The sequence below is a fragment of the Zavarzinia marina genome (genome assembly GCF_021568905.1).
Lineage (GTDB): Bacteria > Pseudomonadota > Alphaproteobacteria > Zavarziniales > Zavarziniaceae > Zavarzinia > Zavarzinia marina.
The window spans coordinates 835,745-861,302 of the sequence record NZ_JAKGSB010000001.1 but is presented as its reverse complement, the minus strand read 5'-3'; the positions used below and the strand labels follow the sequence as shown (position 1 = coordinate 861,302).

At 65.9% G+C, this 25,558-nt stretch carries 26 protein-coding genes; 1 reads left to right on the top strand and 25 read right to left on the bottom strand.

Features of this window, described 5'->3' with window-relative positions; genetic code table 11:
• Nucleotide 1 precedes the first annotated feature (1 nt).
• The 24 genes from L2U69_RS04095 to nifA all read right to left on the bottom strand — a co-directional run bounded on the left by L2U69_RS04095 (nt 2) and on the right by nifA (nt 21,480).
• Nucleotides 2-856: an electron transfer flavoprotein subunit beta/FixA family protein gene (locus L2U69_RS04095; protein ID WP_236105283.1), complete on the bottom strand. Its 855-nt coding sequence runs from the start codon at nt 854-856 to the stop codon at nt 2-4.
• 118 nt (nt 857-974) lie between these two features.
• Entirely contained in the window at nt 975-1,301 is a 327-nt protein-coding gene (nifW, locus tag L2U69_RS04090) for a nitrogenase stabilizing/protective protein NifW (RefSeq protein ID WP_236105282.1), read from the bottom strand.
• Nucleotides 1,298-2,023 carry a serine O-acetyltransferase gene (gene cysE, locus L2U69_RS04085; protein WP_236105281.1) on the bottom strand — a complete coding sequence of 242 codons (726 nt, stop codon included), beginning with the start codon at nt 2,021-2,023 and terminating at the stop codon, nt 1,298-1,300. Before cysE ends, nifW begins: the two co-directional genes overlap by 4 nt.
• Nucleotides 2,023-3,180: a homocitrate synthase gene (gene nifV / locus L2U69_RS04080; RefSeq protein WP_236105280.1), complete on the bottom strand. Its 1,158-nt coding sequence runs from the start codon at nt 3,178-3,180 to the stop codon at nt 2,023-2,025. Before nifV ends, cysE begins: the two co-directional genes overlap by 1 nt.
• Before the next feature lie 36 nt (nt 3,181-3,216).
• Nucleotides 3,217-4,428 carry a cysteine desulfurase NifS gene (gene nifS, locus L2U69_RS04075; RefSeq protein WP_236105279.1) on the bottom strand — a complete coding sequence of 404 codons (1,212 nt, stop codon included), beginning with the start codon at nt 4,426-4,428 and terminating at the stop codon, nt 3,217-3,219.
• A 25-nt stretch (nt 4,429-4,453) separates the two neighbouring features.
• Nucleotides 4,454-5,380 carry a Fe-S cluster assembly protein NifU gene (nifU, locus tag L2U69_RS04070; RefSeq protein WP_236105278.1) on the bottom strand — a complete coding sequence of 309 codons (927 nt, stop codon included), beginning with the start codon at nt 5,378-5,380 and terminating at the stop codon, nt 4,454-4,456.
• 14 nt (nt 5,381-5,394) lie between these two features.
• Nucleotides 5,395-5,715, bottom strand: coding sequence for a HesB/IscA family protein (locus L2U69_RS04065; RefSeq protein ID WP_236105277.1), 321 nt, complete (start codon nt 5,713-5,715; stop codon nt 5,395-5,397).
• A 392-nt stretch (nt 5,716-6,107) separates the two neighbouring features.
• A complete protein-coding gene (locus tag L2U69_RS04060; RefSeq protein ID WP_236105276.1) occupies nt 6,108-6,734 on the bottom strand; it encodes a nitrogen fixation protein NifQ in 627 nt (208 codons plus the stop codon).
• A 12-nt stretch (nt 6,735-6,746) separates the two neighbouring features.
• Nucleotides 6,747-7,022 (bottom strand): ferredoxin III, nif-specific, encoded by a 276-nt coding sequence (gene fdxB, locus L2U69_RS04055; RefSeq protein WP_236105275.1) that lies wholly within the window; start codon nt 7,020-7,022, stop codon nt 6,747-6,749.
• 13 nt (nt 7,023-7,035) lie between these two features.
• Nucleotides 7,036-7,236 carry a CCE_0567 family metalloprotein gene (locus L2U69_RS04050; protein WP_236105274.1) on the bottom strand — a complete coding sequence of 67 codons (201 nt, stop codon included), beginning with the start codon at nt 7,234-7,236 and terminating at the stop codon, nt 7,036-7,038.
• A gap of 11 nt (nt 7,237-7,247) precedes the next feature.
• Complete coding sequence (locus L2U69_RS04045; RefSeq protein WP_236105273.1) at nt 7,248-7,712, bottom strand: NifX-associated nitrogen fixation protein; 465 nt, start codon at nt 7,710-7,712, stop codon at nt 7,248-7,250.
• Between the two features lie 2 nt (nt 7,713-7,714).
• Entirely contained in the window at nt 7,715-8,194 is a 480-nt protein-coding gene (gene nifX, locus L2U69_RS04040; RefSeq protein ID WP_236105272.1) for a nitrogen fixation protein NifX, read from the bottom strand.
• Complete coding sequence (gene nifN, locus L2U69_RS04035) at nt 8,172-9,557, bottom strand: nitrogenase iron-molybdenum cofactor biosynthesis protein NifN (RefSeq protein WP_236105271.1); 1,386 nt, start codon at nt 9,555-9,557, stop codon at nt 8,172-8,174. The genes nifX and nifN overlap by 23 nt, the downstream gene beginning before the upstream one ends.
• 11 nt (nt 9,558-9,568) lie before the next feature.
• Nucleotides 9,569-11,002 (bottom strand): nitrogenase iron-molybdenum cofactor biosynthesis protein NifE, encoded by a 1,434-nt coding sequence (gene nifE / locus L2U69_RS04030; protein ID WP_236105270.1) that lies wholly within the window; start codon nt 11,000-11,002, stop codon nt 9,569-9,571.
• Between the two features lie 114 nt (nt 11,003-11,116).
• Nucleotides 11,117-12,655 (bottom strand): nitrogenase molybdenum-iron protein subunit beta, encoded by a 1,539-nt coding sequence (gene nifK / locus L2U69_RS04025; RefSeq protein WP_236105269.1) that lies wholly within the window; start codon nt 12,653-12,655, stop codon nt 11,117-11,119.
• Nucleotides 12,656-12,716: 61 nt separating this feature from the next.
• A complete protein-coding gene (gene nifD / locus L2U69_RS04020; protein WP_236105268.1) occupies nt 12,717-14,189 on the bottom strand; it encodes a nitrogenase molybdenum-iron protein alpha chain in 1,473 nt (490 codons plus the stop codon).
• Between the two features lie 60 nt (nt 14,190-14,249).
• The gene (gene nifH / locus L2U69_RS04015) at nt 14,250-15,146 is read right to left on the bottom strand and encodes a nitrogenase iron protein (protein WP_236105267.1); all 897 of its coding nucleotides are present in this window, start codon (nt 15,144-15,146) and stop codon (nt 14,250-14,252) included.
• A gap of 358 nt (nt 15,147-15,504) precedes the next feature.
• Nucleotides 15,505-16,362, bottom strand: a complete 858-nt coding sequence (locus tag L2U69_RS04010; protein WP_236105266.1) for an SIR2 family NAD-dependent protein deacylase — start codon at nt 16,360-16,362, stop codon at nt 15,505-15,507.
• A gap of 3 nt (nt 16,363-16,365) precedes the next feature.
• A complete protein-coding gene (gene nifT / locus L2U69_RS04005) occupies nt 16,366-16,578 on the bottom strand; it encodes a putative nitrogen fixation protein NifT (protein ID WP_236105265.1) in 213 nt (70 codons plus the stop codon).
• Nucleotides 16,575-16,868 carry a nitrogen fixation protein NifZ gene (locus L2U69_RS04000; protein ID WP_236105264.1) on the bottom strand — a complete coding sequence of 98 codons (294 nt, stop codon included), beginning with the start codon at nt 16,866-16,868 and terminating at the stop codon, nt 16,575-16,577. The genes nifT and L2U69_RS04000 overlap by 4 nt, the downstream gene beginning before the upstream one ends.
• A 3-nt stretch (nt 16,869-16,871) precedes the next feature.
• The gene (locus L2U69_RS03995) at nt 16,872-17,639 is read right to left on the bottom strand and encodes a 4Fe4S-binding leucine-rich repeat protein (RefSeq protein WP_236105263.1); all 768 of its coding nucleotides are present in this window, start codon (nt 17,637-17,639) and stop codon (nt 16,872-16,874) included.
• Between the two features lie 22 nt (nt 17,640-17,661).
• Nucleotides 17,662-17,856, bottom strand: coding sequence for a 4Fe-4S dicluster domain-containing protein (locus L2U69_RS03990; RefSeq protein WP_236105262.1), 195 nt, complete (start codon nt 17,854-17,856; stop codon nt 17,662-17,664).
• A gap of 37 nt (nt 17,857-17,893) precedes the next feature.
• Nucleotides 17,894-19,378: a nitrogenase cofactor biosynthesis protein NifB gene (gene nifB / locus L2U69_RS03985; RefSeq protein WP_236105261.1), complete on the bottom strand. Its 1,485-nt coding sequence runs from the start codon at nt 19,376-19,378 to the stop codon at nt 17,894-17,896.
• A gap of 299 nt (nt 19,379-19,677) precedes the next feature.
• Nucleotides 19,678-21,480 carry a nif-specific transcriptional activator NifA gene (nifA, locus tag L2U69_RS03980; RefSeq protein WP_236105260.1) on the bottom strand — a complete coding sequence of 601 codons (1,803 nt, stop codon included), beginning with the start codon at nt 21,478-21,480 and terminating at the stop codon, nt 19,678-19,680.
• Nucleotides 21,481-21,765: 285 nt separating this feature from the next.
• Between nifA and L2U69_RS03975 the strand changes: the two genes are divergently transcribed.
• Entirely contained in the window at nt 21,766-23,370 is a 1,605-nt protein-coding gene (locus L2U69_RS03975; protein ID WP_236105259.1) for an inorganic phosphate transporter, read from the top strand.
• Nucleotides 23,371-23,430: 60 nt separating this feature from the next.
• Here L2U69_RS03975 and L2U69_RS03970 read toward each other — a convergent pair whose 3' ends face one another.
• Nucleotides 23,431-25,458 carry a TonB-dependent receptor domain-containing protein gene (locus L2U69_RS03970; protein WP_236105258.1) on the bottom strand — a complete coding sequence of 676 codons (2,028 nt, stop codon included), beginning with the start codon at nt 25,456-25,458 and terminating at the stop codon, nt 23,431-23,433.
• Nucleotides 25,459-25,558: the final 100 nt, after the last annotated feature.

Sequence of the window (25,558 nt, the reverse complement as noted above, 5' to 3'; positions counted from 1 at the left end):
CTCAGAAACCGGCCGACAGGCGCCGCAGGTCGGCATCGAGCGCGGGGTTGCGGTTCAGGATCGCGGCGATCAGGGCATCGGCATCCTGGGCCGAGCTTTGGCCGTCGTTCGCGACCATTTCGGCCTTTTCGGCACGCGCACTCGGTGCGAAGACCTTCTTGACGACGGTCGGCGAGCCACGCAGGCCGCATTTCAGCAGATCGTCGATGCCGGCATCGGCGGCGTTCCAGACCGTCACGTCGGCGCGCGCGGCTCGCAGCGCATCGCCGAGGGAACCGCGGCGGATCTCGTTGGTGCCTTCCAGCATGGTGATCAGGACGGGCAGGGCGGTCTTGAGGACCTGGACGCCGCCCTCGGCCCGGCGCTCCACCGTGACCTCGCGGGCCTCGGCGTCGATGCCGGCGATCCGGGAGACATAGGTGAGCTGATTGAGGTCGAGACGCTTGGCGATACCGGGACCGACCTGGGCGGTGTCGCCGTCGATGGTCTGCTTGCCGGTGAAGACGATGTCGACGGTACCGAAGGTCTCGCCGATCCTGGCGATGGCGGCCGAAAGCGCGAAGCTGGTCGCCAGGGTGTCGGAGCCGGCGAAATAGCGATCGGTCAGGAGGACGGCGCGATCGGCGCCATAGGTGAGGGCCCGGCGCAGCGAGTCCTCGGCCATGGGCGGGCCCATGCACAGCACGGTGACGCTGCCGCCCAATTGGTCGCGAAGGGCGAGCGCCGCTTCCAGCGCGAAGAGATCATAGGGGTTGATGATCGTCGGCACGCCCTGGCGCATGATCGTATTGGTCACGGGATGCACGCGGATCTGCGCGCTGTCCGGCACCTGCTTGATACAAACCACGATATGCATCCGTTCCTCCTGTCGCCGACCTTCGGTCATCACATGCTTCGCAAGGAGCGTGCCATTCGAAAATACAGGTATTTCAATAGTTTACGGCACGACACCATTGTCGGCTTCGCGACAAGCGTTACCCCTTTCGTACCTCCAGCGCCGACAGCGGCACGAAGCCCCGGCCCTTGGGACGCACGGCGTCCTTCAGGACCTTGAACACGCGCTGTTCGAGCGGTGTCGACGCCTGGAAATCGGCATAGGCGCGTTCGAGATCGGCGCGGGCGCGGAGATAGATTTCGTCATCCGACAGCGCCTCCAGATCCTCGCGCCGCAGGTAGTCGCCCATGCGCCGCAGGATGTGCAGGCGCGCGACGCGCAGCAGGCTCTGGTCATAGGGGACGGCCAGGAAATCGAAGAAATCCTCGGCCGTGGACATGCCCTTCAGGGTTTCGATCAGGCTCATGGCGTGGGTTCCTTGGTGTCGCGCTCGCGGTTCTGGTAATGGGCGAGGCGGGCTTCGAGAAAATCGATCCGGTCGATCAGGGCGCCCAGGGCGGCGCCGACGGGATCGGGCATCAGGTGGTGGTCGAGATCGATGCGGCCGTCGATGCGGCGGCGCTCCTCGATCGGGCGGATCAGGCGGCCGGGGATGCCGACCACGGTCATGCCCGGCGGCACGTCTTCGATCACCACCGCATTGGCGCCGACGCGCGCCCTGGCGCCGACGGTGACGGGCGACAGGATCTTGGCGCCGGCGCCGATCAGCACGCCGTCCTCCACCGTCGGGTGGCGCCGGCCCTTCGACCAGCTCGTGCCGCCCAGGGTCACGCCGTGATACATCGTGACGTCGTCGCCGATCACCGCCGTCTCGCCGATCACGACGCCGGCGCCGTGATCGATGAACAGGCGCTGGCCGATGCTGGCGCCCGGATGGATGTCCACATTGGTCATGTGGCGCCCGAACCAGGACAGCAACCGGGCGGAGAAGCGCCAGCCCGCGCGCCACAGGCGGTGCGAGACGCGGTGGATCATCACCGCGTGGACGCCCGGATAGGTCAGCAGGATCTCGGAAGTCGAGCGCGCCGCCGGGTCACGCGCCTTCACGCAGGCGAGGTCCTGGCGCCACGACGCGAGAAGGCCGGGGCGGGCGGGCGCGGCCACGGGGGCGGCCGTGACGTCCACCATCACTCCGCCCCCACCAGGGTGCCGGGCTGGGCGCAATGGGCGTAGATTTCGAGAAGGTCGTTGTTGCCGACGATCCGCTTGGTCCTGCCTGCACGCTCCCGCACTTCGGCGAGGACGGCGCGGGCCCGGCATTCGTCGGCGGCGAGGCCGAGGCCGCGCAGCGCCGCGAAGATCGCCGAGAGGCCGGAATGCTTGCCGAGCACGATTTCCCGCGTGCGGCCGAAACGATCGGGGGACAGGGCTTCATAGGTCGCCGGATCCTGCAGCAGGCCGTGGACGTGAATGCCCGATTCATGGGTGAAGACCCCGGCGCCGACGATTGATTTCGCCATGGGGATCGGCCGGCAGGCGGCGGCGGAGACCATGTCGGCCAGGCCCTGAAGCCGGGTCAGGTCGACATTGGTGCGCCGGCCCTGGGTCTGGGCCAGGGCCGCGACCACTTCCTCGAGCGCGGCATTGCCCGCCCGCTCGCCGAGGCCGAGGACGCAGACCGAGGCATGATTGGCGCCGCCCTGGACCGCCGCCAGCGTATTGGCGGTGGCGAGGCCGAGATCGTCGTGGCCGTGGAATTCGATTTCCATGTCGGTCTCGGCGCAAAGCCGGCGGGTGATGGCATAGGTCGCGAAGGGATCGAGGATGCCGAGGGTGTCGGCGAAGCGAAAGCGCCTTGCGCCCGCGTCCTCCGCCTTCTGCATGGCCTGGCAGACGAAGCCGAGGTCGGCCCGGCTGGCATCCTCGCCGCCGACCGCGACCTCGAAGCCGAGATCGCGCGCGAGGCGCACCACGCGGTCGATCCGGCGCAGCACGTCGGCCCGATCGCTGTGATATTTCGCCCGGATCTGCAGGTCGGAGAGGGGAACGGAGAGGTTCACGCGGGAAAGCCCGGTGCGCCGCGCCGCGTCCAGATCCGCCTCGGTCATGCGGCACCAGGCGATGGCTTCGGCCTGGGTCAGGACATCGGCGACGGCGGCCATGGCCTCGATCTCGGCGCCGCCCATGGCAGGCGTGCCGGCCTCGATCTCGTCGACCCCGGCCTCGTCGAGGGCGCGGGCGATGGCCAGCTTCTCCTCGATGCTGAAGGCGACGCCGGGGGCCTGTTCGCCATCGCGAAGCGTGGTGTCGTTGACGACGACGGCGGGAAGCAGCACGGGGGTCATGGCCAATCTCCTCACGTAGTCAGATACGAAAGCGGTTCAGGCGTAAGTCGGGTTGAAGGCGGCGTCGGTCGCGGCACCGGGGCGCTTGTCCTTCCAGAACGGCGAGAGGGAGCGCAGGTCGGCGATGATCGCCGGCATGGCGTCCAGCACCCGGTCGACATCCGCATCGCCGTTCTCGCGCGAGAAGGAGAAGCGGATGGCGCCATGGGCCGCCGTATAGGGCACCTTCATGGCGCGCAGCACGTGCGATGGTTCGAGCGAGCCCGAGGTGCAGGCGGAACCCGACGAGGCGGCGATGCCGGCACGGTTGAGGAGGAGGAGGATCGCCTCGCCCTCGATGAATTCGAAGGCGACATTGGCGGTATTGGGCAGGCGGTTCTCGACGTCGCCAGTGACGAAGGAATTGCCGATCCGCTGCAACAGGCCCTGTTCCAGACGATCGCGCAGCGCCTTCACCCGGGTCTGTTCGTCGGCCATGTGCAGCCGCGCCAGTTCCGCCGCCTTGCCGAGGCCGATGATGGCCGGCGCATTCTCGGTTCCGGCGCGGCGTCCGCGCTCCTGATGGCCGCCCCGGATCATGGGCCGCAGGCGAACGCCCTTGCGGACATAGAGCGCGCCGATGCCCTTCGGCCCGTGCAGCTTGTGACCGGAGAGGGAGAGCATGTCGATCTCGGTCGACTTCAGGTCGATGGGCAGCTTGCCGACGGCCTGCACCGCATCGGTATGGAACAGGGCGCCGGCCTCATGGGCCATTTCCGCCAGGCGTTCCACCGGAAACACGGTGCCGGTCTCGTTGTTCGCCCACATGATCGAGACGATCGCCGTCTTCGGGCCCAGCGCCTTGCGATAGGCTTCGACGTCCAGCCGGCCCTTGGCATCGACCGGGATGCGGTGGACGGTGACGCCCCGGTGCCTTTCCAGCCAGTCGCAGAGGGCGAGAACGGCGGGATGTTCGACCGTCGAGGTGATCACCTCGTTCCGGGCGCCCTGGGTCTCCAGCGCCGACAGGATCGCCATATTGTCGGACTCGGTCCCGCCCGAGGTATAGACGATCTCATGGTCGAATTCGGCGCCCAGCAGGTCCTGGAGCCGGCGCCGCGCGGTCTTCAGCGCGCCGCCGACCTGAGCCCCGAAGGCATGCATCGACGAGGCATTGCCGAACTGCTCGGTGAAGAAGGGCAGCATTTCGGCGACCACTGCCGGATCGACCCGCGTGGTGGCGTTGTTGTCGAGATAGACGGGACGCATGGCGGCCTCCTTTCGCGGGGTTCGATCAGACGGGAATGACGCGCAGCGGCTGGCCGAGCTTTTCGATCAGCCGTTCCTGCACGCCGTTCACGGTGACGCTGGCCATCTGGCAGCCGACGCAGGCGCCCGACAGTTTCACCATGACCCGGTCGCCCTCGACGTCGATCAGCTCGCAGTCGCCGCCGTCCTGGCGCAGGAAGGGGCGCAGCCCCTCGATCGCTTCCTCGATCAGGCGGATCTTCTGCAGGTTGGTCAGCTTCGGCTTGGTCAGGGGTTCCAGGGTCACGGCGAGGGGGGATTTGCCGGCCTTGGGGCGGCGCACCGGGCGCACGGCCTCGTTCGGGTCGAAGGCTTCGGATGCGTCCAGCAGTCCCTCGACCACCATGGCGGCATTGGTCTTGGCCAGAACCTCCTCGATCCCTTCGATGCAGGTGGCGCAGGAACCGCCCGCCTTGGTGAAATGGGTGACCTGTTCCAGGGTGGTCAGGCCGTTCATGCGCACGGCGCGTTCGATCATGCCTTCGTCGACGCCGAAGCATTTGCAGATCAGGGCGCCTTCCTCGTGATCGTCCTCCCAGGCCTCGCCGCGATAATTGGCGACGGCGGCGCGCAGCGCCTCGTAGCCCATGACGGAGCAATGCATCTTTTCGGGCGGCAGGCCGCCCAGGAAGTCGGCGATGTCCTGATTGCTGAGTTCGAGCGCCTGATCGATGGTCTTGCCGATGATCAGCTCGGTCAGGGCCGAGGAGGAGGCGATGGCGGAGCCGCAGCCGAAGGTCTGGAACTTGGCGTCGGTGATGGTGTCGGTCGCGGGATCGACCCTGATCATCAGGCGCAGGGCGTCCCCGCAGGAAATGGCGCCGACGTCGCCGATGCCGCTGGCGTTCTCCATCACGCCCGCGTTCTTCGGGTTGTAGAAGTATTCCTGAACCTTCTCGCTGTATTCCCACATGTCACTGTCTCCCGTCAGCCGAAGGACTTGCCGCAGGAGCACTGCGACGCCGCCTGGGGGTTGTCGAAGGTGAAGCCCGAGCCTTCGAGGGAGACGACGAAATCGATCGTCGTGCCCTGGATCACCGGCCGGCTGTTCTCGTCGATGAAGACCTTGACGCCGTCCTGTTCGGTGACCGTGTCGCCCGGCTCGGCCGCGGCGACGAGACCCATCATGTATTTGAAACCGGCGCAGCCGCCGGCCTCGACCATCACCCGAAGGCCCTCGACGGGCTCTGTCGAACCGGCGATGGCGGTCCGCACGGCATTCACGGCATTGTCTGTCAGATGGATCATGGCGAGACTCCACAGGTTTCCTGAGGAGGTCATTCGCAAGCGCCGTGCCAAACGGCAAAGCACTGAAATGCATAGGTTTTCCAGATCGCCGGTTTTGTCGGATCCGGGCTTTGTCGGGTTTCCGACAGGCAGGAAGGCGACAACGGCCTGCCATCGGCCGGGCGACGGAGGGCAGAAAAATCCGGCACCGCGTCACCCATTTCAGCGTCATCCCGGCGCAGGCCGGGATCTTTCACAGGAGAAAGCGCCTCTTCCGGGTAAAGGCCCCGGCCTTCGCCGGGGCGACGAGAGGGGGGTGAAGATGAAACCCCGGCCCCGCCCGGGTGGGCGGCGGGGCCGGGGGGCCGCGGCGGTCGGGGATCTAATACCCCGCGGCGTTCACTGGGCGGCGTTCAGAGGACGGCGGCGCTGCGCTCCATCTCGCGGCGGCTGCGGGCCATCAGGCTTTCGCCGTCTTCAGAGCCGAAGCAGACCTCGAAGTCGTCGCATTCGCTGCAACTCGGCGCGGTGCACAGGCGATAGCCATCGTCGCGGCAGATCATGCGATAGAGGAACTTCTTCCATTTCATATCCTGGGCGTTCTTACGCGCCAAAGGCTCGAAATGGCGTTCCATCAGCCAGGACAATTCACGCCGGTTACGCAGTCCGAGGTCCTGCCACAGGTGGTTCGGGCGCTGGGCACGGCGGGCCATCATGGTGGCCAATGCCGCATCCATCGCGCTGGCGTCGGACGAGAAGCGATAGAGGAGGTCGCGCAGGCAGGCTTCGTCGTCGGGCGGCGCCACCTCCGCCAGCGGCAGGCGGTCGAACAGGGGCCGTGCCGCCGGAAAGACGTGATCGACGAGGTCGAGCAGGCGTTCGGTACCAAGGCCGATCCGCTCGCTCGGGCTGATGCCGTCGGCCAGGGCTTCGGTGATCGCGAGCGACAGGATCGAAGCGACCACATGGGCATCGAAGGCGTCACAGGCGGTGCGCTCGCCGCTCTTCATCAGCCAGTCGTAGAGGTCCGGGGCCTGCATGGTCGCTCTCCCTCAGGCCTGACCGTGGGTCTGGCAGTTGGTCGGGCAGACGCGGGCGCAGGCACCGCAGCCGATGCAGGCGCCGCCGTCGACCAGCGCCATCACCTGGCGTTCGACCTCGTCGTCGTCGGGATCGACCAGCTCATGGTCCTCGTTGACGCCCATCAGGGTCATCACGCCCCGGCCGCAGACCTTGTAGCAGCGGCCGCAGCCGATGCAGACGGCGGCATCGATGGCGAGGAGATATGCCGGCGTCCAGGCGCGGCCGTCACGGGTCAGGGCTTCCATGGCCGATCCTCCGTCACGCGGATTCGAGGGCGCGAAGCTGCGCCCGTTTGGCATCCAGGCTCTCGAAGGCATCGAGCGCGGCGGCCGCGACTTCGGGAATGCGCTGCCAATCGATGGGCAGTTCCTCCGAAAGGTCGTGGAGGTCCATCTTGGCCTTGGTCGCCTTCAGGGAGAGTTTCTTCACTTCGGCCCGCAGGCTATCGATGTCGATCATGGCGGCCTCCTTCAGGCACGGGCGACGTCGGGGAACTTTTCGATCACGGCCAGCGCCTGATCGACGGCCTTCATGCCCTCGGCGGCGAGCGTGTCGAAATCCTCGAAGCCGAAACGATGGACATCGCGCAGCGACTTCGAGAAGGCGACAAGGCGGCCGACCAGCAGCACGACGCGGCCGAATCCCTCATGGCTGATCTTCATCATCGGGCTGGCCATCAGGCCGGACTGGCGCTCGATCGCGAGGCCGACGGCCTTGTAGAATTTCTCCACCCTGTCGATCGTGTCGGGATCGGGGTCGGCCATCATCGGCATTTCGCGCTTCTCGGCGCGGGTGACGATGAAGTCCTCCAGCAGGCGGGCGTCGCTGCGGTTCTCCCAGGCGCCGTAACTGTCCTCGGCCCGGATCAGGCTGATCAGGCTGCTCAGGAACGGCGTCTCGAAGGCAGCGGGGGCCTTTGTGGCAAGCGCGGTCATGTTCAATCCTCCTCGTCCAGAAAGTCCATGGAGCGCTCTTGCCGCGCCATCATCACCTTGCGCAGCCAGGGCGGCGGATTGCCGGTCATCATGGTCTGCACCTTGGCGACGATGCTTTCGATCGGCTCCGGCCCCGACAGCTTCACCGGGTGGATGCGGGCATTCACCACCTTCACCGCCGACGGCCCGCCGATGGCGAGGCAGAACAGCAGGTTGCAGCCACGCAGCGCATCGACCTTGGGTCCGATGCGGTCGTCGCCCTCGGTCTTGTGCTTGCCGGATTCATCCGACACGTCGCCGAATTCGACCGCCTCGACGAAACGCGCGTCGTCGGGCGTTACGTCGTAGACGGCGAATTTCCGGGCGGAGCCGAAATGGGCGTTCAGGGCCTTCATGTCCTGGGTCGCGATGGCGATCCGGAGCTGGGGAGCGTCGGCGGCGGGCATGGCCGTCTCGGCCTCAACGAGTTGCAGGCGTCGCATGGGTGTCTGTCCCCCTCATGGGTGCGAGCACATGGGTGAAGTCTTCCGGGCGCTTTTCGGGGCGCACGGCGATGAAGAGATTGGCGACCTCCGCGATCAGGTCGCGGGTGCCGCGATAGCCGATGGTGCAGCGGTGCTGGGCGCCGATGCGGTCGAAGATCGGAAAGCCGACGCGGAACAGGGGCAGGCCCAGGCGTTCCGCCGCCTGCCGGCCATGGGCGTGGGTGACCAGCAGTTCGGCGTCGTTGGCGGCGGCGGCCTGTTCGAAGTCCGCCAGGTCGCCGACGATCACCTCGTCGCAGGGAATGTCGGCAAGCGCCGGCGAATTGCCGGTCGAGGCGACGGCGGCCACGACCTCCGCCCCCATGCCGCCGAAGAAGAGGGCAAGAGTGTGGAGGAGGTCGGGATCGGCGGCGATGGCGATGCGCCTGTCGCCGAAATGGAAATGTCCGTCCAGCATGACGTCGAGCAATTGCGACCGGCGCCGTTTCACGCTGGCCGGCACCGGCTGGCCCGAGAGATGGGAGAGCAGGGTGATCAGGCTGTCGACCGGGGCAAGGCCGGTCAGGCCGGCGAAGAGGGTGGTCGGCACGCCGGTCAGGCCCTGAAGGGCTTCGGCCGGGGCGCGCATGTGATGGCCGATGGCGATCGTATGCATGGCGCGGCCCATCTCGGCGATATCGCCCAGCCTGGTGCCGCCGCTGGTCGGGCCCGAATAGGCATCGTTCACGTGACCGTCGAGGGAGCCCGAGACGTCGGGCAGCACGATCGCGGTGAAGCCGAAGGCGGCGATGATCTCGCGCAGTTCCTCGATGTCGCCGGCGGTCAGATGCACGCCCGGCAGCACGTTGATCTGGCGCAGCGGCGTACCCCGCCGGTCGCCCGGGATCACCAGGCCTTCGATCATCGCCGTCACCGCCCGGGACCAGCCGTCCTCGAGGGCACCGGCGAAATCCGGGGTGGAGGCGAGGACGATCTTCACGTCGGCCAGTTCCGCGCGCCGGGCCAGGATGTTCTTCAGATCGGCGACGAAATCCTCGCCCCGCGTTTCCACCAGGGCGGTGGTGGCGATGCCGACGAACCTCGGCTTCATGCGCTTGGTCAGATTGATCAGCGCCTCTTCCAGATTGTCGGCACCGCCCAGCACCGTCGCCACCTCGTCGATGGCGGTGGTCTGCAGCGGCATGTCCTCCTTGAAGTGGCGGACGGCGAGGGTGAGGGCGAATGACGTGCAGCCCTGGCTGCCGTGCAGCAGGGGCACCGCGCCGTCGACGCCGAGATAGGCGAGCGACGCACCCATGGGCGCCGAGGACTTCAGCGGATTGATCGAGAGGTTCTTCTTCGCGACGCGGACGGCGGCCATGGTTTCCTCCCTCAATCCTTGCGGGTTGTTTCGATGGCGGCGAAGGGGAAGGCGGCACTGGGCGCTTCCCATGGTGCCGGGCGGCGGATGTCCTGCCAGATCGGGTTGCGCAGCGATTTGGCGAGTTCGCGCACCAGGGTGACCATGCCGTCGTAGCCACCGAAGGCGTGGTGGCGTTCCTGGTTGATGTCGAGCCAGGGCACCTTGGCCTTCAGGGCGACGAATTGGCTCTTGCCGCCGGACAGCAGGATGTCGGCGTCGCCGCGCTTCAGTTGGGCATACATTTCGCGCGGCGGCACGCTTTCGACCATATGGGGGTCTTCCATGATGGCCTTGATGCGGTCCTTGTCGCTCTCCGTCGATTTGCGGACGGAGGTATAGACGATCTCCATGCCGATCTCCTGAAGGGCGGAGACGATGGACCAGGACTTCACGCCCCCGGTGTAGAGCATGACGCGCTTGCCCCGCAGTTCGTCGCGATAGGGCGCGATGCGCGACCAGGCGTGGGCTTCCTCCCGCGCGATCAGGGCTTCCGTGCGCTCGATCAGGTCGGCGGGCGCACCGCGTTCCACCAGCATGCGCGCGGTGGTGCGCAGCGTCGCCGACATGTCGGAAAGGCCATAGAAGGAACATTCGAAATAGGGGATGCCCCAGCGTTCCTCCATCTTCCGCGCGACGTTGATCAGCGCGGTCGAACAGACCATGAGGTTGAGGCGGGCGCGATGCGCCGTCGCGATCTCGGCGAAACGCCCGTCGCCCGACATGCAGGACAGCACCCGGATGCCCAGGGCCTCGAACAGCGGCTTGATCTGCCAGAGTTCGCCCGAGAGATTATATTCGCCGATGATGTTGATGTCGCAATCGGTGGTGAATTCGGGCTCGCGCGTGCCGATCACATGATCGAGCAGGGCTTCGCCCGCCAGCTTGTTGCCGAGGTTCTTGGAACCGGCGAAGCCGGGCGCGTTCACGGGCACGCAGGGCGTGCCGAACCTCTCGCTGGCGTGGCGGCAGACACCTTCGATGTCGTCGCCGATGGTGGCCGGCACGCAGGTCTGATAGACGAAGAGGGCGGGCGGCGCATAGCGTTCGATCGCGTCGCGGATGGCGCGATAGAGCCGCTTCTCGCCATTGCCCATGACGATGTCGAGTTCCGAGAGATCGGTCGTGAAGGAGACGCGATAGGTCTTCTCCCCGGAACTGTTGGCATTGCGGTTGTCCCAGGAATTGCCTTCGCAGGCGAGAGGGCCGTGGATCAGGTGGACGACGTCGGTGATCGGCTGAAGCGCGATCTTGGCGCCGTCGAAGGCGCAGCCGCCGGCGGCAGCACCCGGGGTCAGCGGCTTGGAGCACCCCTTCTTCTTCGCCTTCTCGTCCTTGGCCTTGTTCTTGTCGCAGCCCGGTTCGTCGAAGACGTCGGCGATCTTGGCCTTCAATGCGTCGCTCATTGCCGTTCTCCCACCTGATCCGTCATCCAGGCGAAGGCCGGGATCTCGTGGGATCCGGCCCCGCCCTCGTCATCGCGAGGTCCCGGCCTTCGCCGGGACGACGCATTGCAGACATCAGCGCGTGAGGTCGTAGGAGTAGTCGGTGACCCCGGGCTCGATGGTCTCGCTGTCGAGCGTGTCGAAGATCTTGTCCAAGAGCGTGACCAGGACCCGCAGACCGCCCTGATAACCGATCACCGGGAAGCGGTGGTGGTGGTGGCGATCGAAGATCGGGAAGGTCAGGCGGATCAGCGGCACATTGAGGTCGCGCTCCAGATATTTGGCGTAGGAACTGCCGACCATCAGATCGACCGGCTCCGTCGCCATCAGCGAGCGCAGGTGCCACAGATCCTTGCCGGCCCAGGCCTTGCAGCCGGCGCCGTAAGGGCTGGAGGCGAAGAGATCCGCCATCTGGGCTTCCCAGGCCTTGTTGCCGTTGGTCGCCAGGCAGTGCTTCGGCTCGCCGCCGGTCTCCAGGATGAAGCGGGCCATGGCGTAGACGAAGTCGGGATCGCCATAGATCGCATAGCTCTTGCCGTGCAGATAGGCCTGGCTGTCGGCCATGGCGTCGATCAGGCGGCCGCGCTCGCGGGTCAGCTCGTCCGGGATCTCCTTGCCCGTGATCTCCGAGACCTTCATCAGGAATTCGTCGGTCGCCGCGATACCCATCGGGTAATGGAATGCGGCCGTCTCCTGGCCGAAGCTCTCGGCATATTCCAGCGACTTCAGGCTGCAATATTCCTGCAGCGACAGGGTCGCCTTGGCATTGACCGCCGCCTTGGCGGCCGCGAGCGTGGTGCCGCCGTCATACATGCGGTATTCGCCGTCGGAGGGCGTATCGAACTGGTCGGCGACGTCGGACAGGATGTTGTATTCGACACCCATCAGGTCCAGCATGCGCTTCAGTTCGCGGTTGTTGCCGACCGCGAAGCCGTCGAAACCCGGAACGATGTTGATCGAGCCATTGGCCTCGCGTTCCGCGCCCTTCCAGAAATGCTCCAGAATGCCCTTCAGCATATTGTCGTAGCCGGTGACATGGCTGCCGACGAAGGCGGGGGTGTGGGCGAAGGGAACGTCGAAATCCTCGGGCACGGAACCCTTGGCCTTGGCGTTCTGGATGAAGGCGTGCAGGTCGTCGCCGATCACTTCCGCCATGCAGGTGGTCGAGACCGCGATCATCTTCGGATCATAGAGCGAATAGGTATTCGCCAGACCGTCGATCATGTTGTTCAAACCGCCGAACACCGCCGCGTCCTCGGTCATCGACGAGGAGACGGCCGAGCACGGCTCCTTGAAGTGACGCGACAGGTGCGAGCGGTAATAGGCGACGCAGCCCTGGGAACCATGGACGAAGCTCATGGTCTTCTCGAAGCCGGCGGCGACGAAGACGGCGCCCAAGGGCTGGCACGCCTTGGCCGGGTTCACCGACAGCGAGGTGCGGGCGAAGTTCTTTTCGCGGTAGTCCCAGGACTTGGTCCAGTCCGAAGTCTTCTGCACGACGTCGTCCGCCGGCATGTCCTCGAACAGGGCCTTCTTCTTCGCGAGCATTTCCCGATATTCGGGTTCGCGGAACAGCGGTGCGTGGTCGAGCACCTTATCAGCGGACTGGGGCATGGTTCCTATCCTTGTCGTCTCGAGGGGGCGGGGCGGCGCTGGGCCGCCCCACGCGTCCGGTTCAGGCGGCCTTGGTCCAGGGTGCCTTGAACAGGCCCCAGACCGGGTTGTTGATGGCGAGGTCCATGTCGCGGGCGAAGATGGCGAAGCCGTCGTAGCCGTGATACGGGCCCGAGTAATCCCAGGAGTGCATCTGACGGAACGGGATGCCCATCTTCTGCACCGGGTATTTCTCCTTGATGCCGGAGCCGACGAGATCGGGGCGGATGTTCTCGATGAACTTCTCGAGCTCGTAGCCGGTGACGTCGTCGTAGATCAGCGTGCCGTTCTTCACATAGTGGCCGGTGCGCTTGTAGTCGTCGCCATGGGCGAATTCGTAGCCCGTGCCGGCGATCTCCATGCCCAGGTCCTCATAGGCGGTGATGACGTGACGGGGGCGCAGCCCGCCGACATAGAGCATCACCGACTTGCCTTCGAGGCGCGGGCGGTATTTGGCGATCACGGCATCGACCAGGGGCTGGTACTTGGCGATCACCTTCTCGGCGTTTTCCTTGATCGTGTCGTCGAACTGCGCGGCGATGTTGCGCAGCGAGGCGGCGATCTGCGACGGGCCGAAGAAATTGTATTCGACCCAGGGGGTGCCGTATTTCTCTTCCATGTGACGGCAGATGTAGTTCATCGACCGATAGCAGTGGATGAGGTTGAGCTTGGCCTTGGGCGCCCGCTCCATCTCGGCGAGGGTCGCGTCGCCCGACCAGTTGCCGACCACGCGAAGGCCCATTTCCTCGAGGAGGATGCGGGACGCCCAGGCGTCGCCGCCGATGTTGTAGTCGCCGATGACGTTGACGTCATAGGGGCCGGCCTCGAACTCGATCTCCTTCTTGTCGAAGACCCAGTCGCGGATGGCGTCATTGGCGATATGGTGGCCCAGGGACTGGGAGACGCCGCGGAAGCCCTCGCAGCGAACCGGGACGACGGTCTTGCCCGTCTCCTTGTTCTTCTTGCGCGCGACCGCCTCGATGTCGTCGCCGATCAGGCCGATCGGGCATTCCGACTGGATCGAGATACCCTTGGCCAGCGGGAACAGCTCGTTGATCTCGTCGATGATCTTGTCGAGCTTCTTGTCGCCGCCGAAGACGATGTCCTTCTCCTGGAAGTCGGAGGTGAACTGCATGGTCACGAAAGTGTCCACGCCGGTCTTGCCGATGTAGTAGTTGCGGCGCTGGGACCAGGAATACTGGCCGCAGCCGACAGGGCCGTGGGAGATATGGACCATGTCCTTCACCGGGCCCCAGACCACGCCCTTCGAGCCCGCATAGGCGCAGCCGCGGATGGTCATGACGCCGGGGATGGACTTGATGTTCGACTTCACGTCGCATTCGGTCAGCGGCTCGGCGCTCTCCTCGCCCTCGGCGTCCTTGGCGACGGAGAGGTGCTTGGCGCGGCGCTTGCGCGACTTGTCGGGATAGGCTTCCAGCACCTCTTCGATGAGGCGGGCATGGAATTCCGAATCGTTTTCATAATCGAGGCTCATGATGCCCTCCTTGGTGCCGGATCATCCCGGCCGCCGGTGGGCGGCCGGGAACGTTTCGGATTACTGCGCGGCGGCGGCCTTGGCCGCTTCCTTGGCCGCGAGTTCGGCGAGCTGCTGTTCCTCGGTCTTCATGATGCCGAAGTCGAGGAGCATGTCTTCCAGCTCTTCCATGGTGATCGGGGTCGGGATCGTGCCCTGGCCCGAATTGGCATGGACCTTCTCGGCCAGCGCGCGGTATTCCGCCGCCTGCTGGCTGTCCGGCGCATATTGGATCACCGTCTGGCGGCGCAGTTCGGCGTGCTGGACGATGTTGTCGCGCGGCACGAAGTGAACCAGCTTGGAATTCAGGCGCTTGGCCAGGGCTTCGGCGAGGTCCAGCTCGCGGTCGGTCTGACGCTCGTTGCAGATCAGCCCGCCCAGGCGCACGCCGCCCGAATGGGCGTATTTCAGGATGCCCTTGGCGATGTTGTTGGCGGCATAGAGCGCCATCATCTCGCCGGACATGACGATGTAGATTTCCTGGGCCTTGTTCTCGCGGATCGGCATGGCGAAGCCGCCGCAGACCACGTCGCCGAGCACGTCGTAGGAGACGTAGTCGACGTCGTCATAGGCGCCGTTCTCCTCGAGGAAGTTGATCGAGGTGATGACGCCGCGGCCGGCACAGCCGACGCCCGGTTCCGGACCGCCGGACTCGACGCATTTGATGCCCTTGTAGCCGAGCTTCAGCACGTCCTCGAGTTCGAGGTCTTCGACCGAACCCGCTTCGGCGGCCAGGGACAGCACCGTGTCCTGGGCCTTGGAGTTGAGGATCAGGCGGGTCGAGTCCGCCTTGGGGTCGCAGCCGACGATCAGGATCTTCTGACCCATTTCGACGAGGGCAGCGAGAGTGTTCTGGGAAGTGGTGGACTTGCCGATGCCCCCCTTCCCGTAGAACGCGATCTGACGAAGTCCGCTCATGTTCGTTTCCTGTCTCGTTCGGGAGATGTCACGCGGGCATCACGCCTCGCATCCCTTCCTTCGCAAGGGGCGTGCCAAAGTCGCGGCGTGTCGAATAATTGCTTTATTTCAATAAGTTATTTGGATTTGACGGGTCTTTGCGGGGTACGACACGCATGTTGCAAGCCCGACAAAATCCGACACCGCCGTCGGTGCCCTGAACGCAGCCCTGTAACCGGCCGAAATACAAAGCCCCGGCGCGATGGCCGGGGCTTCGGTTTTTGCTTCGTGTCGTCCCGGCGCAGGCCGGGACCTTCATCCGGAAGGGGCACCATTTCCCGCACAAGATCCCGGCCCTCGCCGGGATGACGCCCTTCAATCAAACCGTCGCCAAAGCTTCGGCGAAGGCGGCGAGGGGGCCGGCGATGGGGGTGATGTTCATGCCCTTCAGGAAACGCACTTCATTCCGCGTCAGTTCGCCGTCGCCGACCACCGCGAAATGGGGGCCACGGCTGCGCTTCATGATCTGGCGGGCGTAGGTGCGCAGCATCTGGTCGTCGAAGCGGCAACCGAGGAAGAGGAAGCCCCTGGTCTGGCGACGCAGGCGGACGGCATCGGGGATCGGGGTCTGGATGTCGATCTCGGTCAGGACCTCGACATAGTCGCTGTCGGCCAGCAGGAAATTGCCGGCCGGGACCGCGGCGCCATGGGGCTTGTATAGAAGCGTGCCCCAGCCGCCGGCATTGGTGACCGGCGTTTCCACGCCCTTCCGGTCATAGGCGCGATACCAGCGGAATTCGCCGATGCCGGCCCGGGTGATGCCCTGGATCTCGCCCCAGTCGAGTTCGGCCCCCAGCGCCGCGCGCATGGCGCCGTCATACCAGGTGTCGACGATCAGCGGCAGTTTCAGGCCGGCCAGGAAGCGGTGCAGGGCGGTGGGGGCGACCGGGCTGGCGAAGATTTCGCGCAGCAGGGTGTCCAGGGTCTGTCGGTGGCGCTGGCTCTCGATATATTGGGCGCCGGCCCAGGCATTGCCCCGGGCGCGCCTGGGCAGGGCGACGCGGCGGCCCAGTTCGGCGGCGAGTGCCGCATAGTCGGTCGGGATCGCCGGCGACGACAGGGCGGCGACGCCGGGGCCCAGATAGGGCACCAGCATGTCCTGCGCCAGGTGGCGGCGGATGACCGGCAGCACGGCGGCCGGATCGACCCGGTCGAGGGTGGGGGTCACGGCATTCATCGCTCAACCCTCCTCGCCGCGCTTCCGGGCGTTCACCGTGATCGGCAGGCGGGTGTCGGCCGCCATCTCGGGCAGGTCCAGCACCCAGCCGTTGCTCAGGCGGACCCAGCCGCCCCAGAGCGTATCGCGCTCGGTCTCGGCGACGGCTTCCTCCAGATCCTTCTTGGGGACATAGACGGAGAGGCCCGAGGCGGCCTTGCGGATCATGATTTTCATCGTGCGCGGCCCTCCTTGGGCAGATCGTCGAGGGAGACCAATTCGCGCCGGCGCATGCCGACGACGATGCCGCGGTCGATGAATTCGACCGCATAGATGTAGTAGCGCTGCAGGAAGGTACCGATGTCGCGGACGTAGCCCTCGTCGCCCTTGCGCACCAGGATCTCGCCCACGTCGCGCCCGGCGAAGGTGCCGTCGTTCTTCACGTATTTCGTCGCCCGCACCTTGGTGCCGGGGCGGAACACGGGCGTGGTTTTGGTTTCGATCTCTTCTTCGCGTCCAAGGCCCATGGTTCATTCCTCTCGTGCGGCGAGGCGTCGGGTGACGGTCTCGCGGATCAGGGGATCGGCATCGTCGACGAAATCGATCAGGCCCTCGATGGCGATGCGCTCGGCGGCGGTGAAGCGCACCCGCAGATCCGCGTCACCCGCGAAGATGCCGAGGCGCCGGGGCTCCAGCCGTTCGGCCACTTCGTTCCTCACCATGGGATCGGGATCGCAGGCCATGTCGATCAGCCGGGCTTCGGGCAGGCGCCGGGCGACCCAGCGCCGCACCTCCGGCTCCTCGTCATGGATGGCGGCGGGCAGCAGATCCGGCGCCAGGCGGCGCACCGTGATCAGGCGCACGTAGTAATCCGCGTCCGCCAGCATGTCGAAGAGGGCACGGCCCGTGAGCCGGCTGGCGACGGCGATGCGCACGCGACGGTCCGGGTCATGGGCGAGGGGGGCGACGCGGGACGCCGGCAGGCGCAGTGCCGCCATCGCCCTGACCTCGGGCTCCGGATCGTTCAGCAGCGGGGGCAGGCTGAACAGATCGGCGAATTTGGCGGCGATGGCGCGCACCTCGAAATAGGGGTGGCTCAGATAGTCGCCCGCCAGTTCCGGATGCTCGACGAAGAAGCGCTCGACCCGGCGGGCGCGGCGGTCGCGCACGCAGGTCCGGCCCTTGCGGCAGCGCCCGTCGCGGTGCATCGCCTCGTGCGGGCACGACCGGCACGACACCGGCTTGCCCAGCCAGTCGAGCGCGTCGCCCGTGACCTCTATCGTCTCCGTCGCCGCCATCGCCCAGGTCCGGCGATGGGCGTCAGGCCGGGACGCAGGTCTTCGGCACCGGACAGACGGCCGCGCATTGCGGGGCATCGAACTGGCCTTCGCATTCGGTGCATTTCTTCGGATCGATGACGAAGATGTCGCCCTTCATGGAGATGGCGGCATTGGGGCATTCGAATTCGCAGGCCGAGCAGCCGGTGCACTGGGAGGCGATGATCTTGTAGGCCATGGTTCCGTCCTTTCGGTTCGGGGTTCGGGTTTCGGGTTCAGGCGGTGAGAAGCTGTTCGGCGTCGCCGTGACGCGCCGCGTAGCAGGCGGCGATGCCGGCCTCGATCCAGTCGTAGGCATGGGCGTCGGTCGCCTCGATGCCTGCGGTCGTGAGACTTTCCTTGGGGCAGTCGCCGATCTTGGCGCAGAGCACGACGTCGACGCCCTCGAGCGCGGCGATGACGCCGTCGAGGGTCGCATCCTCGCCCCAGCCGCCCTCGCAATATTGCTCGACCTTGCGGTGGCCGATGAAGCTGACGCCCTTGGCGGAAGCCTCATAGACCTGGAATTCCGTGGCATGGCCGAAGTGCTGGTTGATCCGCCCGCCGCCCTTGGTGGCGACGGCGATCAGCATCGAGCCGCCCTCGGCGGTCGCGGCGATTTCGGCGCTGGCGGCCTTCCTGACCGCGACGTGCTCGCCCCGTTCGACGGCGACGACCTCGCGATAGGTCTCGCGCTGGGCGGGGTCGTAGGTCACGTCGTCGGGGATCTGGTCCAGGGTGAATTCCTGGCCCCGGTCCTCGCCCAGAAGGCCGACGGCATCGGCCCGGCACTGGCGGCAGTGGCGCATCAGCTTGGTGCCGTCCTCCAGCTTGTCCTGCAACGCCTTCAGTTCCGCCGGCGTCGGACCGCGCTGGCCGGTCAGGCCGAAATGGGTGCCATGGGCGGGGTCGGAGATCAGCGGCATGATGTTGTGGAGGAAGGCGCCCTTGCCCTTCACCACCTTGTTCACTTCCACCAGGTGTTCGTCGTTGATCCCGGGGATCATGACCGAATTCACCTTGATCAGGATGTCGCGGGCGCGCAGCAGGTCGAGGCTCTCCATCTGGCGTTCGTGGAGGATCCGCGCGGCGTCGAGACCGGTCCAGCGCTTGTTGCGATAGAAGATCCAGGGGTAGATCCGGGTGCCGATCTCGGGATCGACCATGTTGATGGTCAGGGTCACATGGTCGATGTTCATGGCCGCGATCTCGTCGACGTGATCGGGCAGCGCCAGACCGTTCGACGACAGGCACAGCTTGACGTCCGGGATCACACCCGAGACCAGCTCGAAGGTCGCCTTGGTCTTTCGCCAGTCGTAGGCGGAATCGCCCGGCCCGGCGATGCCGAGGACGGAGAATTGCGGTACCTCGTTGGCGACCGCGACGACCTTGCGCAGCGCCTGTTCGGGCGTCAGCTTTTCGGAGACGACGCCGGGCCGGCTCTCGTTGGCGCAGTCGTATTTGCGATTGCAGTAGTTGCACTGGATGTTGCAGGCGGGTGCCACCGCGACATGCATCCGGGCGAAATAATGATGCGCCTCTTCCGAATAGCAGGGGTGATCCTTGATGCGCTCCCAGACCTCGGGCGGCAGATCGCCCGCGCCTTCGGACGAGCCGCAGGAAGAAGAGGCGCAGCCGCCGCTCGAAAGCGCCTCGCGCATGGTTTCGGTCGAAGTCGGTGCCGTGAGGCTGCCGAGCGAAATCAACTGTGCCACGCTCATCCTCCGTCGCAAGGGTTCCCGGGGGATTCCTTTTCAAGCGCCGTGCCAAAGCGGCAAATCATTGATTTGACGGGGTTATCACTGGGCGCGCGGAAAACGGCCCGGGCAGAGGTCCGACGTTTTGTCGGACGTTTGTCGCACCCCCGACAAAACGTCGGACGAGCGTTGTCCATCCCACACCGTCCTCCCGGCGTAGGCCGGGACCTTTCGCAGGAAAGAGCTCAATCCGGATGGAGGTCCCGGCTTACGCCGGGACGACGGGTTTTTGAAGACGAGGAGTGTCGGTCGGAAAGCCCTGATCAGAACTTCTTGATCGGGATGTCGTGCTTGCGCAGCGCGTAGCCCATCTGGCGCGGCGTCAGGCCCAGCAGGCGGGCGGCCTTGGCCTGGACCCAGCCGGCGGTCTCCATGGCTTCGACCAGGCGTTCCTTCTCCGACTTGCCGTCGCCGGTCGCGGGGCAATGGCCGGGGGCGGGGCAGCCTGCCGGCCATTCGCCGCCGGCCTCCGGGGGCTCATCGGCGCTGGTCGCGGGGGCCGGCGGCAAAGCCGCCGCCGGTGCGCCATTGCGCGGGGCGATGGGCAGGGGCTGGAAACCGGCCGGTACCGCATCCCGCGCCGGGCCCTTCCACAGCATGGCGGACAGGCAGCCGTCGTTGCGGCAGGCGAAATCCGGGCCGGTCAGGGAGGGACCATGGGCAAGGGTCGCGGTTCGGCGCACGCAATTCTCGAGTTCGCGGACGTTGCCCGGGAAATAGCAACCCGAGAGGACCTGAACCGCATTCTCGGTCAGCGTCAGATGGGTGCCGTTCTCCTCGTTGAAGCGGCGCAGGAATTCGCGGGCCAGTTTCGGGATGTCGCTCGGCCGGTCGCGCAGCGGCGGCAGGAACAGGGGCACGACGCTGATCCGGTAATAGAGATCGGCCCTGAAATCGCCCTTGGCGACCGCTTCCTCGAGATTGCGGTTGGTGGCCGCGATCAGGCGGACGTCGGTCTTGATCGTCTTCGAACCGCCGACCCGCTCGAATTCGCCTTCCTGGATGACGCGCAGCAGCTTGGCCTGGAACATGGCCGAAATCTCGCCGATCTCGTCGAGGAAGAGGGTACCGCCATCGGCCATCTCGAAGCGGCCCTTGCGCAGCGCATGGGCGCCGGTGAAGGCGCCCTTCTCATGGCCGAAGAGTTCGCTCTCGAGCACGCTTTCGGGGAGAGCGGCGCAGTTCAGCTTCACGAAGGCGGCCTTGTTGCGGGGCGACATCTCGTGCAGGGCCTGGGCGAACAATTCCTTGCCGGTGCCGGACTCCCCGCGCAGCAGCACCGTGGTGTGGGAACGGGCAACGATGCGGACCTTGTCGAGCACGGCGCGGATCGCCGGGCTGTCGCCGACGACGCCGTGGCGCTCGCCGCTCTGGGCGGTCAGGCCGCGCTGGGAGCGCACGGAATCCGCCATGGCCTTCGCCAGGCGGTGCTGTTCGGCGATCAGGCGCTGGCGGTCCTGGGCGATCAGACGCTGCAGGCGCACCGACTGGCCGACCAGATTGGCCACCATGGTCAGGAAGCGGACATCGCGGTCGTAGTGGAAATGGGGCTGTTCGTTCCAGTTCCGGTCGATGGTCAGGGTGCCGATCACCCTGTCCTCGACCTTGATCGGCACGCCGATGAAGGAATAGGACACGCCTTTCGGCCCCCAGGTGGAGAAATCGACCCCGGCGAAGAGGGGGTCATGGGCGACATTCTCGACCACCAGCGGGGTCTGGGTGACGACGATGCGGCCGATCGCGCGTTCGGGCAGGCGCCGGAAATAGCGCTTCGCCGTCGCTTCCGACCAGCCGGAGCCGACGACGATCTCGGGCGCGCCCGTGCCGTCGAGCAGCGCGATTAAGCCGTTCCGCATGTCCAGGAAAGAGGACAGCAGGGACAGCACGCCCGCCAGGTTGATCTCCATCCGGGCCGGCATGGCCAGCAGCTTGGAAATCTCGTAGATGCCATAGAGCGCCATTTCCGTCCGGTCGGCGCCAGGCGCGCGGCTCGACCCGCGGTGCGGCAGCGGCACGGTACCGGCCAGAGGATGAGGGTTCGGGGAAACGGACGTTGGACCGAACATGGATCCCCCCTTGGTTGACTGAGAAGCGACGACCGAGCGGTGATCAGGAATAGTGAACGGATTTTTGCGGTGCCGAATTGATCTTGCTCAAATCGGCGGATTTTCGCTGCGCCGCATTATCACCGGATCGGCGAACATCCGGTCCGATCTACGCCGAATTGCAACAAGTTTTGCGCGCGAGCGTCAGCCGATCATCATCACGATGTCACACATCTCCCCATAGTAGGAATCGGGTATTTCCGCACTGCGGCACCGCGGTCCGGAGGGGCTTTGAAAGGGGCAGACATGACCACGGACACCAATCCCGCGACGGGCGGGATGAGCGGCGGGACGGGGATTTCCCCGCTCAGCCTGTTCTTCGGCGCGATCTTCATCATCGCGACGGGCTATTTCTACTATTGGGCCATCGGCTACACCAACGGCAACAACTGGGTGCTGCTGCTGCTCGCCACGCTGTTCGGCGTGTTCATGGCCTTCAACATCGGCGGCAACGACGTCGCCAATTCCTTCGGCACCAGCGTCGGCGCCGGCACCCTGACCATCAAGCAGGCGCTGGCCATCGCCGCGATCTTCGAGGTCAGCGGCGCGGTCATCGCCGGCGGCGAGGTGACCAGCACCATCCGTGGCGGCATCGTCGATCTGGGCGGCATGACGGTCCAGCCCCTCGACTTCGTCTACATCATGATGTCGGCCCTGGTCGCCGCTGCCTTCTGGCTGCTCTATGCGACCAAGAAGGGCTATCCGGTCTCGACCACCCATTCGATCGTCGGCGCCATCGTCGGTTCGTCGATCACCCTCGGCATCCTGATGAGCGGCACGGACGATGCCTTCGGCCTCGTCAAATGGGACAAGATCGGCCTGATCGCCGTCTCCTGGGTGCTGTCGCCGGTGCTCGGCGGCGTGGTCGCCTATGTGCTCTATTTCCAGATCAAGAAGCACATCCTGGCCTTCAACGACGCGGCCAGCGCCAAGCTGGCGCAGATCAGGGCGGAAAAGCGCGAGCACAACCGCAAGCACAAGGAAGCCTTCGAGCGCCTGTCGGAAATCCAGCAGATCTCCTATACCCATGCGCTGGCGCGCGACGTCTCGCTGGCCAGCGACGATGATTTCGATCCGAACGAACTCGAATCCGAATATTACCGCGAGCTGCACGCGATCGACGAGAAGCGCGGCCAGATCAACGCCCACAAGGCGCTGGAAAGCTGGGTGCCCATGGTCGCCGCCATCGGCGCCATGATCATTTCGTCCATGGTGCTGTTCAAGGGCCTGAAGCACATCGATCTCGGCCTGACCACGCTGCACAACTATCTGATCATGGGCATGATCGGCGCGGCCGTGTGGATGGGCACGCTGATCTTCGCCAAGACCCTGAAGGGCGAGACCCTGGATCGGGCGACCTTCCTGATCTTCTCCTGGATGCAGGTCTTCACGGCGTCGGGCTTCGCCTTCAGCCACGGCTCCAACGACATCGCCAATGCGATCGGTCCCTTCGCGGCCATCCTCGACGTGCTGCGCAGCGGCGGCATGGAGGCGAATGTCGCGGTGCCGACCATCGCCATGGTCACCTTCGGCGTCGCCCTGATCGTCGGCCTCTGGTTCATCGGCAAGGAAGTGATCGCCACCGTCGGTCACAATCTGACCGAGATCCACCCGGCCTCGGGCTTCTCGGCGGAACTGGCGGCGGCGGGTGTCGTCATGCTGGCCTCGACCTTCGGCCTGCCGGTGTCGAGCACCCATATTCTGATCGGCGCCGTGCTTGGCATCGGTCTCGTCAACAAGCAGACCAATTGGGATCTGATGAAGCCGATCGCGCTCGCCTGGGTCATCACCCTGCCGGCCGCCGGCATCCTCAGCGCCGGCGCCTTCCTGCTCTTGCGCGCGATCTTCTGATCCGCCGCCCGACAGGGCGACGGGGACGGGGCGCCACGGCCGGGTGGCGCCCCTTCTCGTTCAGAAGCTGGCGGTGGTCGACAAGAAGAAGCGCCGGCCGTCGACGTTGAAATCATTGCCGATGGTCCGCGTCACCGTCTTGTCGGCGATGTTCAGGACGCCGGCGCGCACGGTCAGGTGGTCGTTCACGTCGTAGCTGGCGATGACGTCGCTGGTGACGAAGGAATCGACGGTCGTCGCATTGGCCAGATTGCCGTTGGTCGGCACCGACGTATATTGCTCGCCCACATAGTTGACGGCGACGGAAAGGTCTAGGGCTTCGGTCGCCTGCCAGTCGAGCGCCAGATTGGCCGAATGCTCCGGCTGGTAGATCAGGGGGCGCTTCACGCCGCTCTGGGCCTCGGCATCGAGATAGGTGTAATTGGCGCTGATCGTCAGAGTCTCGGTCGGTCTGACGGAGACATTCGCCTCGATGCCCTGGGTGCGGGCCTCGTCGATGTTCTCGTAGCTGAAGATCGGCCGGCCGAGAGAGTCGAGGCCGACGAAATTGCTGAAGGTCGTGGCCAGGACGGGATCGCCCGTCCGCGCGGGCGGGAAGGGGATCATGTCCTCGATGTCGTTGCGGAACAGGGTGACGGCGCCCGACCACAGCGCATCGGCATAGGAGACGCCGATTTCCACGGTCTGGCTGGTCTCGGGATCGAGATCATCGCTGCCGACCAGGAAACAGCCGCCGCCGCAGGAGATCTGCAGCCAGTTGGGGCTGTTCTCCAGCAGGGTCGGGGCCTTGAAGGCGGTAGACCAGCCGCCCCTCAGCGTGACGTTGTCGGTGACATGGAAGACGCCGTAGATGCGCGGGCTGAAATGGCTGCCGAAATTCTCGTGGAAATCGCCGCGCCCGCCCAGGGTGACGAGGAAATCCTCGGTCACCGCGATCTCGTCCTCGACGAAGATCGCGCTCTGGCTGACGGAAGACGTGGTGTCGCCGCCGCCGGTCAGGACGAATTCGTCCTCGATCCGCTGATAGCGGTGCGACGCGCCGAGCGTCACGGTCTGGTCGAGGCCAAGGGTGACGGGCATCACCAGTTTGCCGTCGACGCCGGCGTTATAGGCGGTGTTCGGCTGGTCGACACCGGCGACATTGCCGTGGCCGTATTCGTTGTGGATGCGGTCGCCCCAGAGCTGGAGGTCGGTCTCGCCGAAATCGTAGGTGCCGCGATGGCCGAGGGACAGGGCGTGACGCTCCAGCGGGAAATCGCTGTGATCGCGTCGCGAGAAGCCGTAGTTCAGGCTGAATTCATTGTCGGCATCGGCGAACCAGGTCAGCGTCGCATCCGCGTAGCGGTCGTCGTCCTCGCCGAAGCCGGCCAGGGTCGGCGTCGGGTTCAGGGTGGGATCGTCGGCGTTGCGCCGGTCCCAGCCGCCGAAGATCTTGAGGCTCAGCTTGTCCTCGATCAATGGGCCGGAGATGAAGAAGCCGGCGCTCGCCTCGTCGCCGGCGTCGCGGTTTTCCTGCGCGGTATAGTCGGCGGTGAAGGAGCCGGACCATTTGCCCGTCGCCTTCTTGGTGATGATGTTGACGACGCCGCCCATGGCGTCCGAGCCGTAGAGGGTGGACATCGGACCGTGGATCACCTCGATCCGCTCGATGGCGTCGACCGGGACCCAGCCGGAATCATAGTCGTTGCCCCGGAACAGGTTGGGGGCGGAAGAGACGCGCTTGCCGTCGACCAGGAACAGGGTATAGCGCTCGCTCATGCCGCGGATCTGCACCGTGGTCTGATTGCCGCTGCGCCCGAGGGTGATGCCCTCGATACGCGACAGCACCTGGCGCACGTCGCTGGCGCCCATCTTGGCGATCTCTTCGGCGGTGACGACGGTGATGGTCGCCGGCGCGTCCTCCAGTTCGACCGCCCCGCCCGACGCCGTCACCACGACCGTCGGCAGGACGGTGCTTTCCGTCTCCGCCTCGGTCTGCGCCAGGGCGGGACCGGCGGCGAGCGCGAGGATCAGCGGGCTCGCGGCGGCGGCCAGGCGGCGCAGGGCCCGGGATGTCTGGGCATCGGTGGTGAGACGGTTTGAACGCATGGCATTTCCCCAGCAACGAATGAACGCCTGCGGCGGGGCCGCGGGCAGCGAGTCGGCGCATCCTAGGGAGTGATGAGAGCGATTCTCATTATTAAAAACC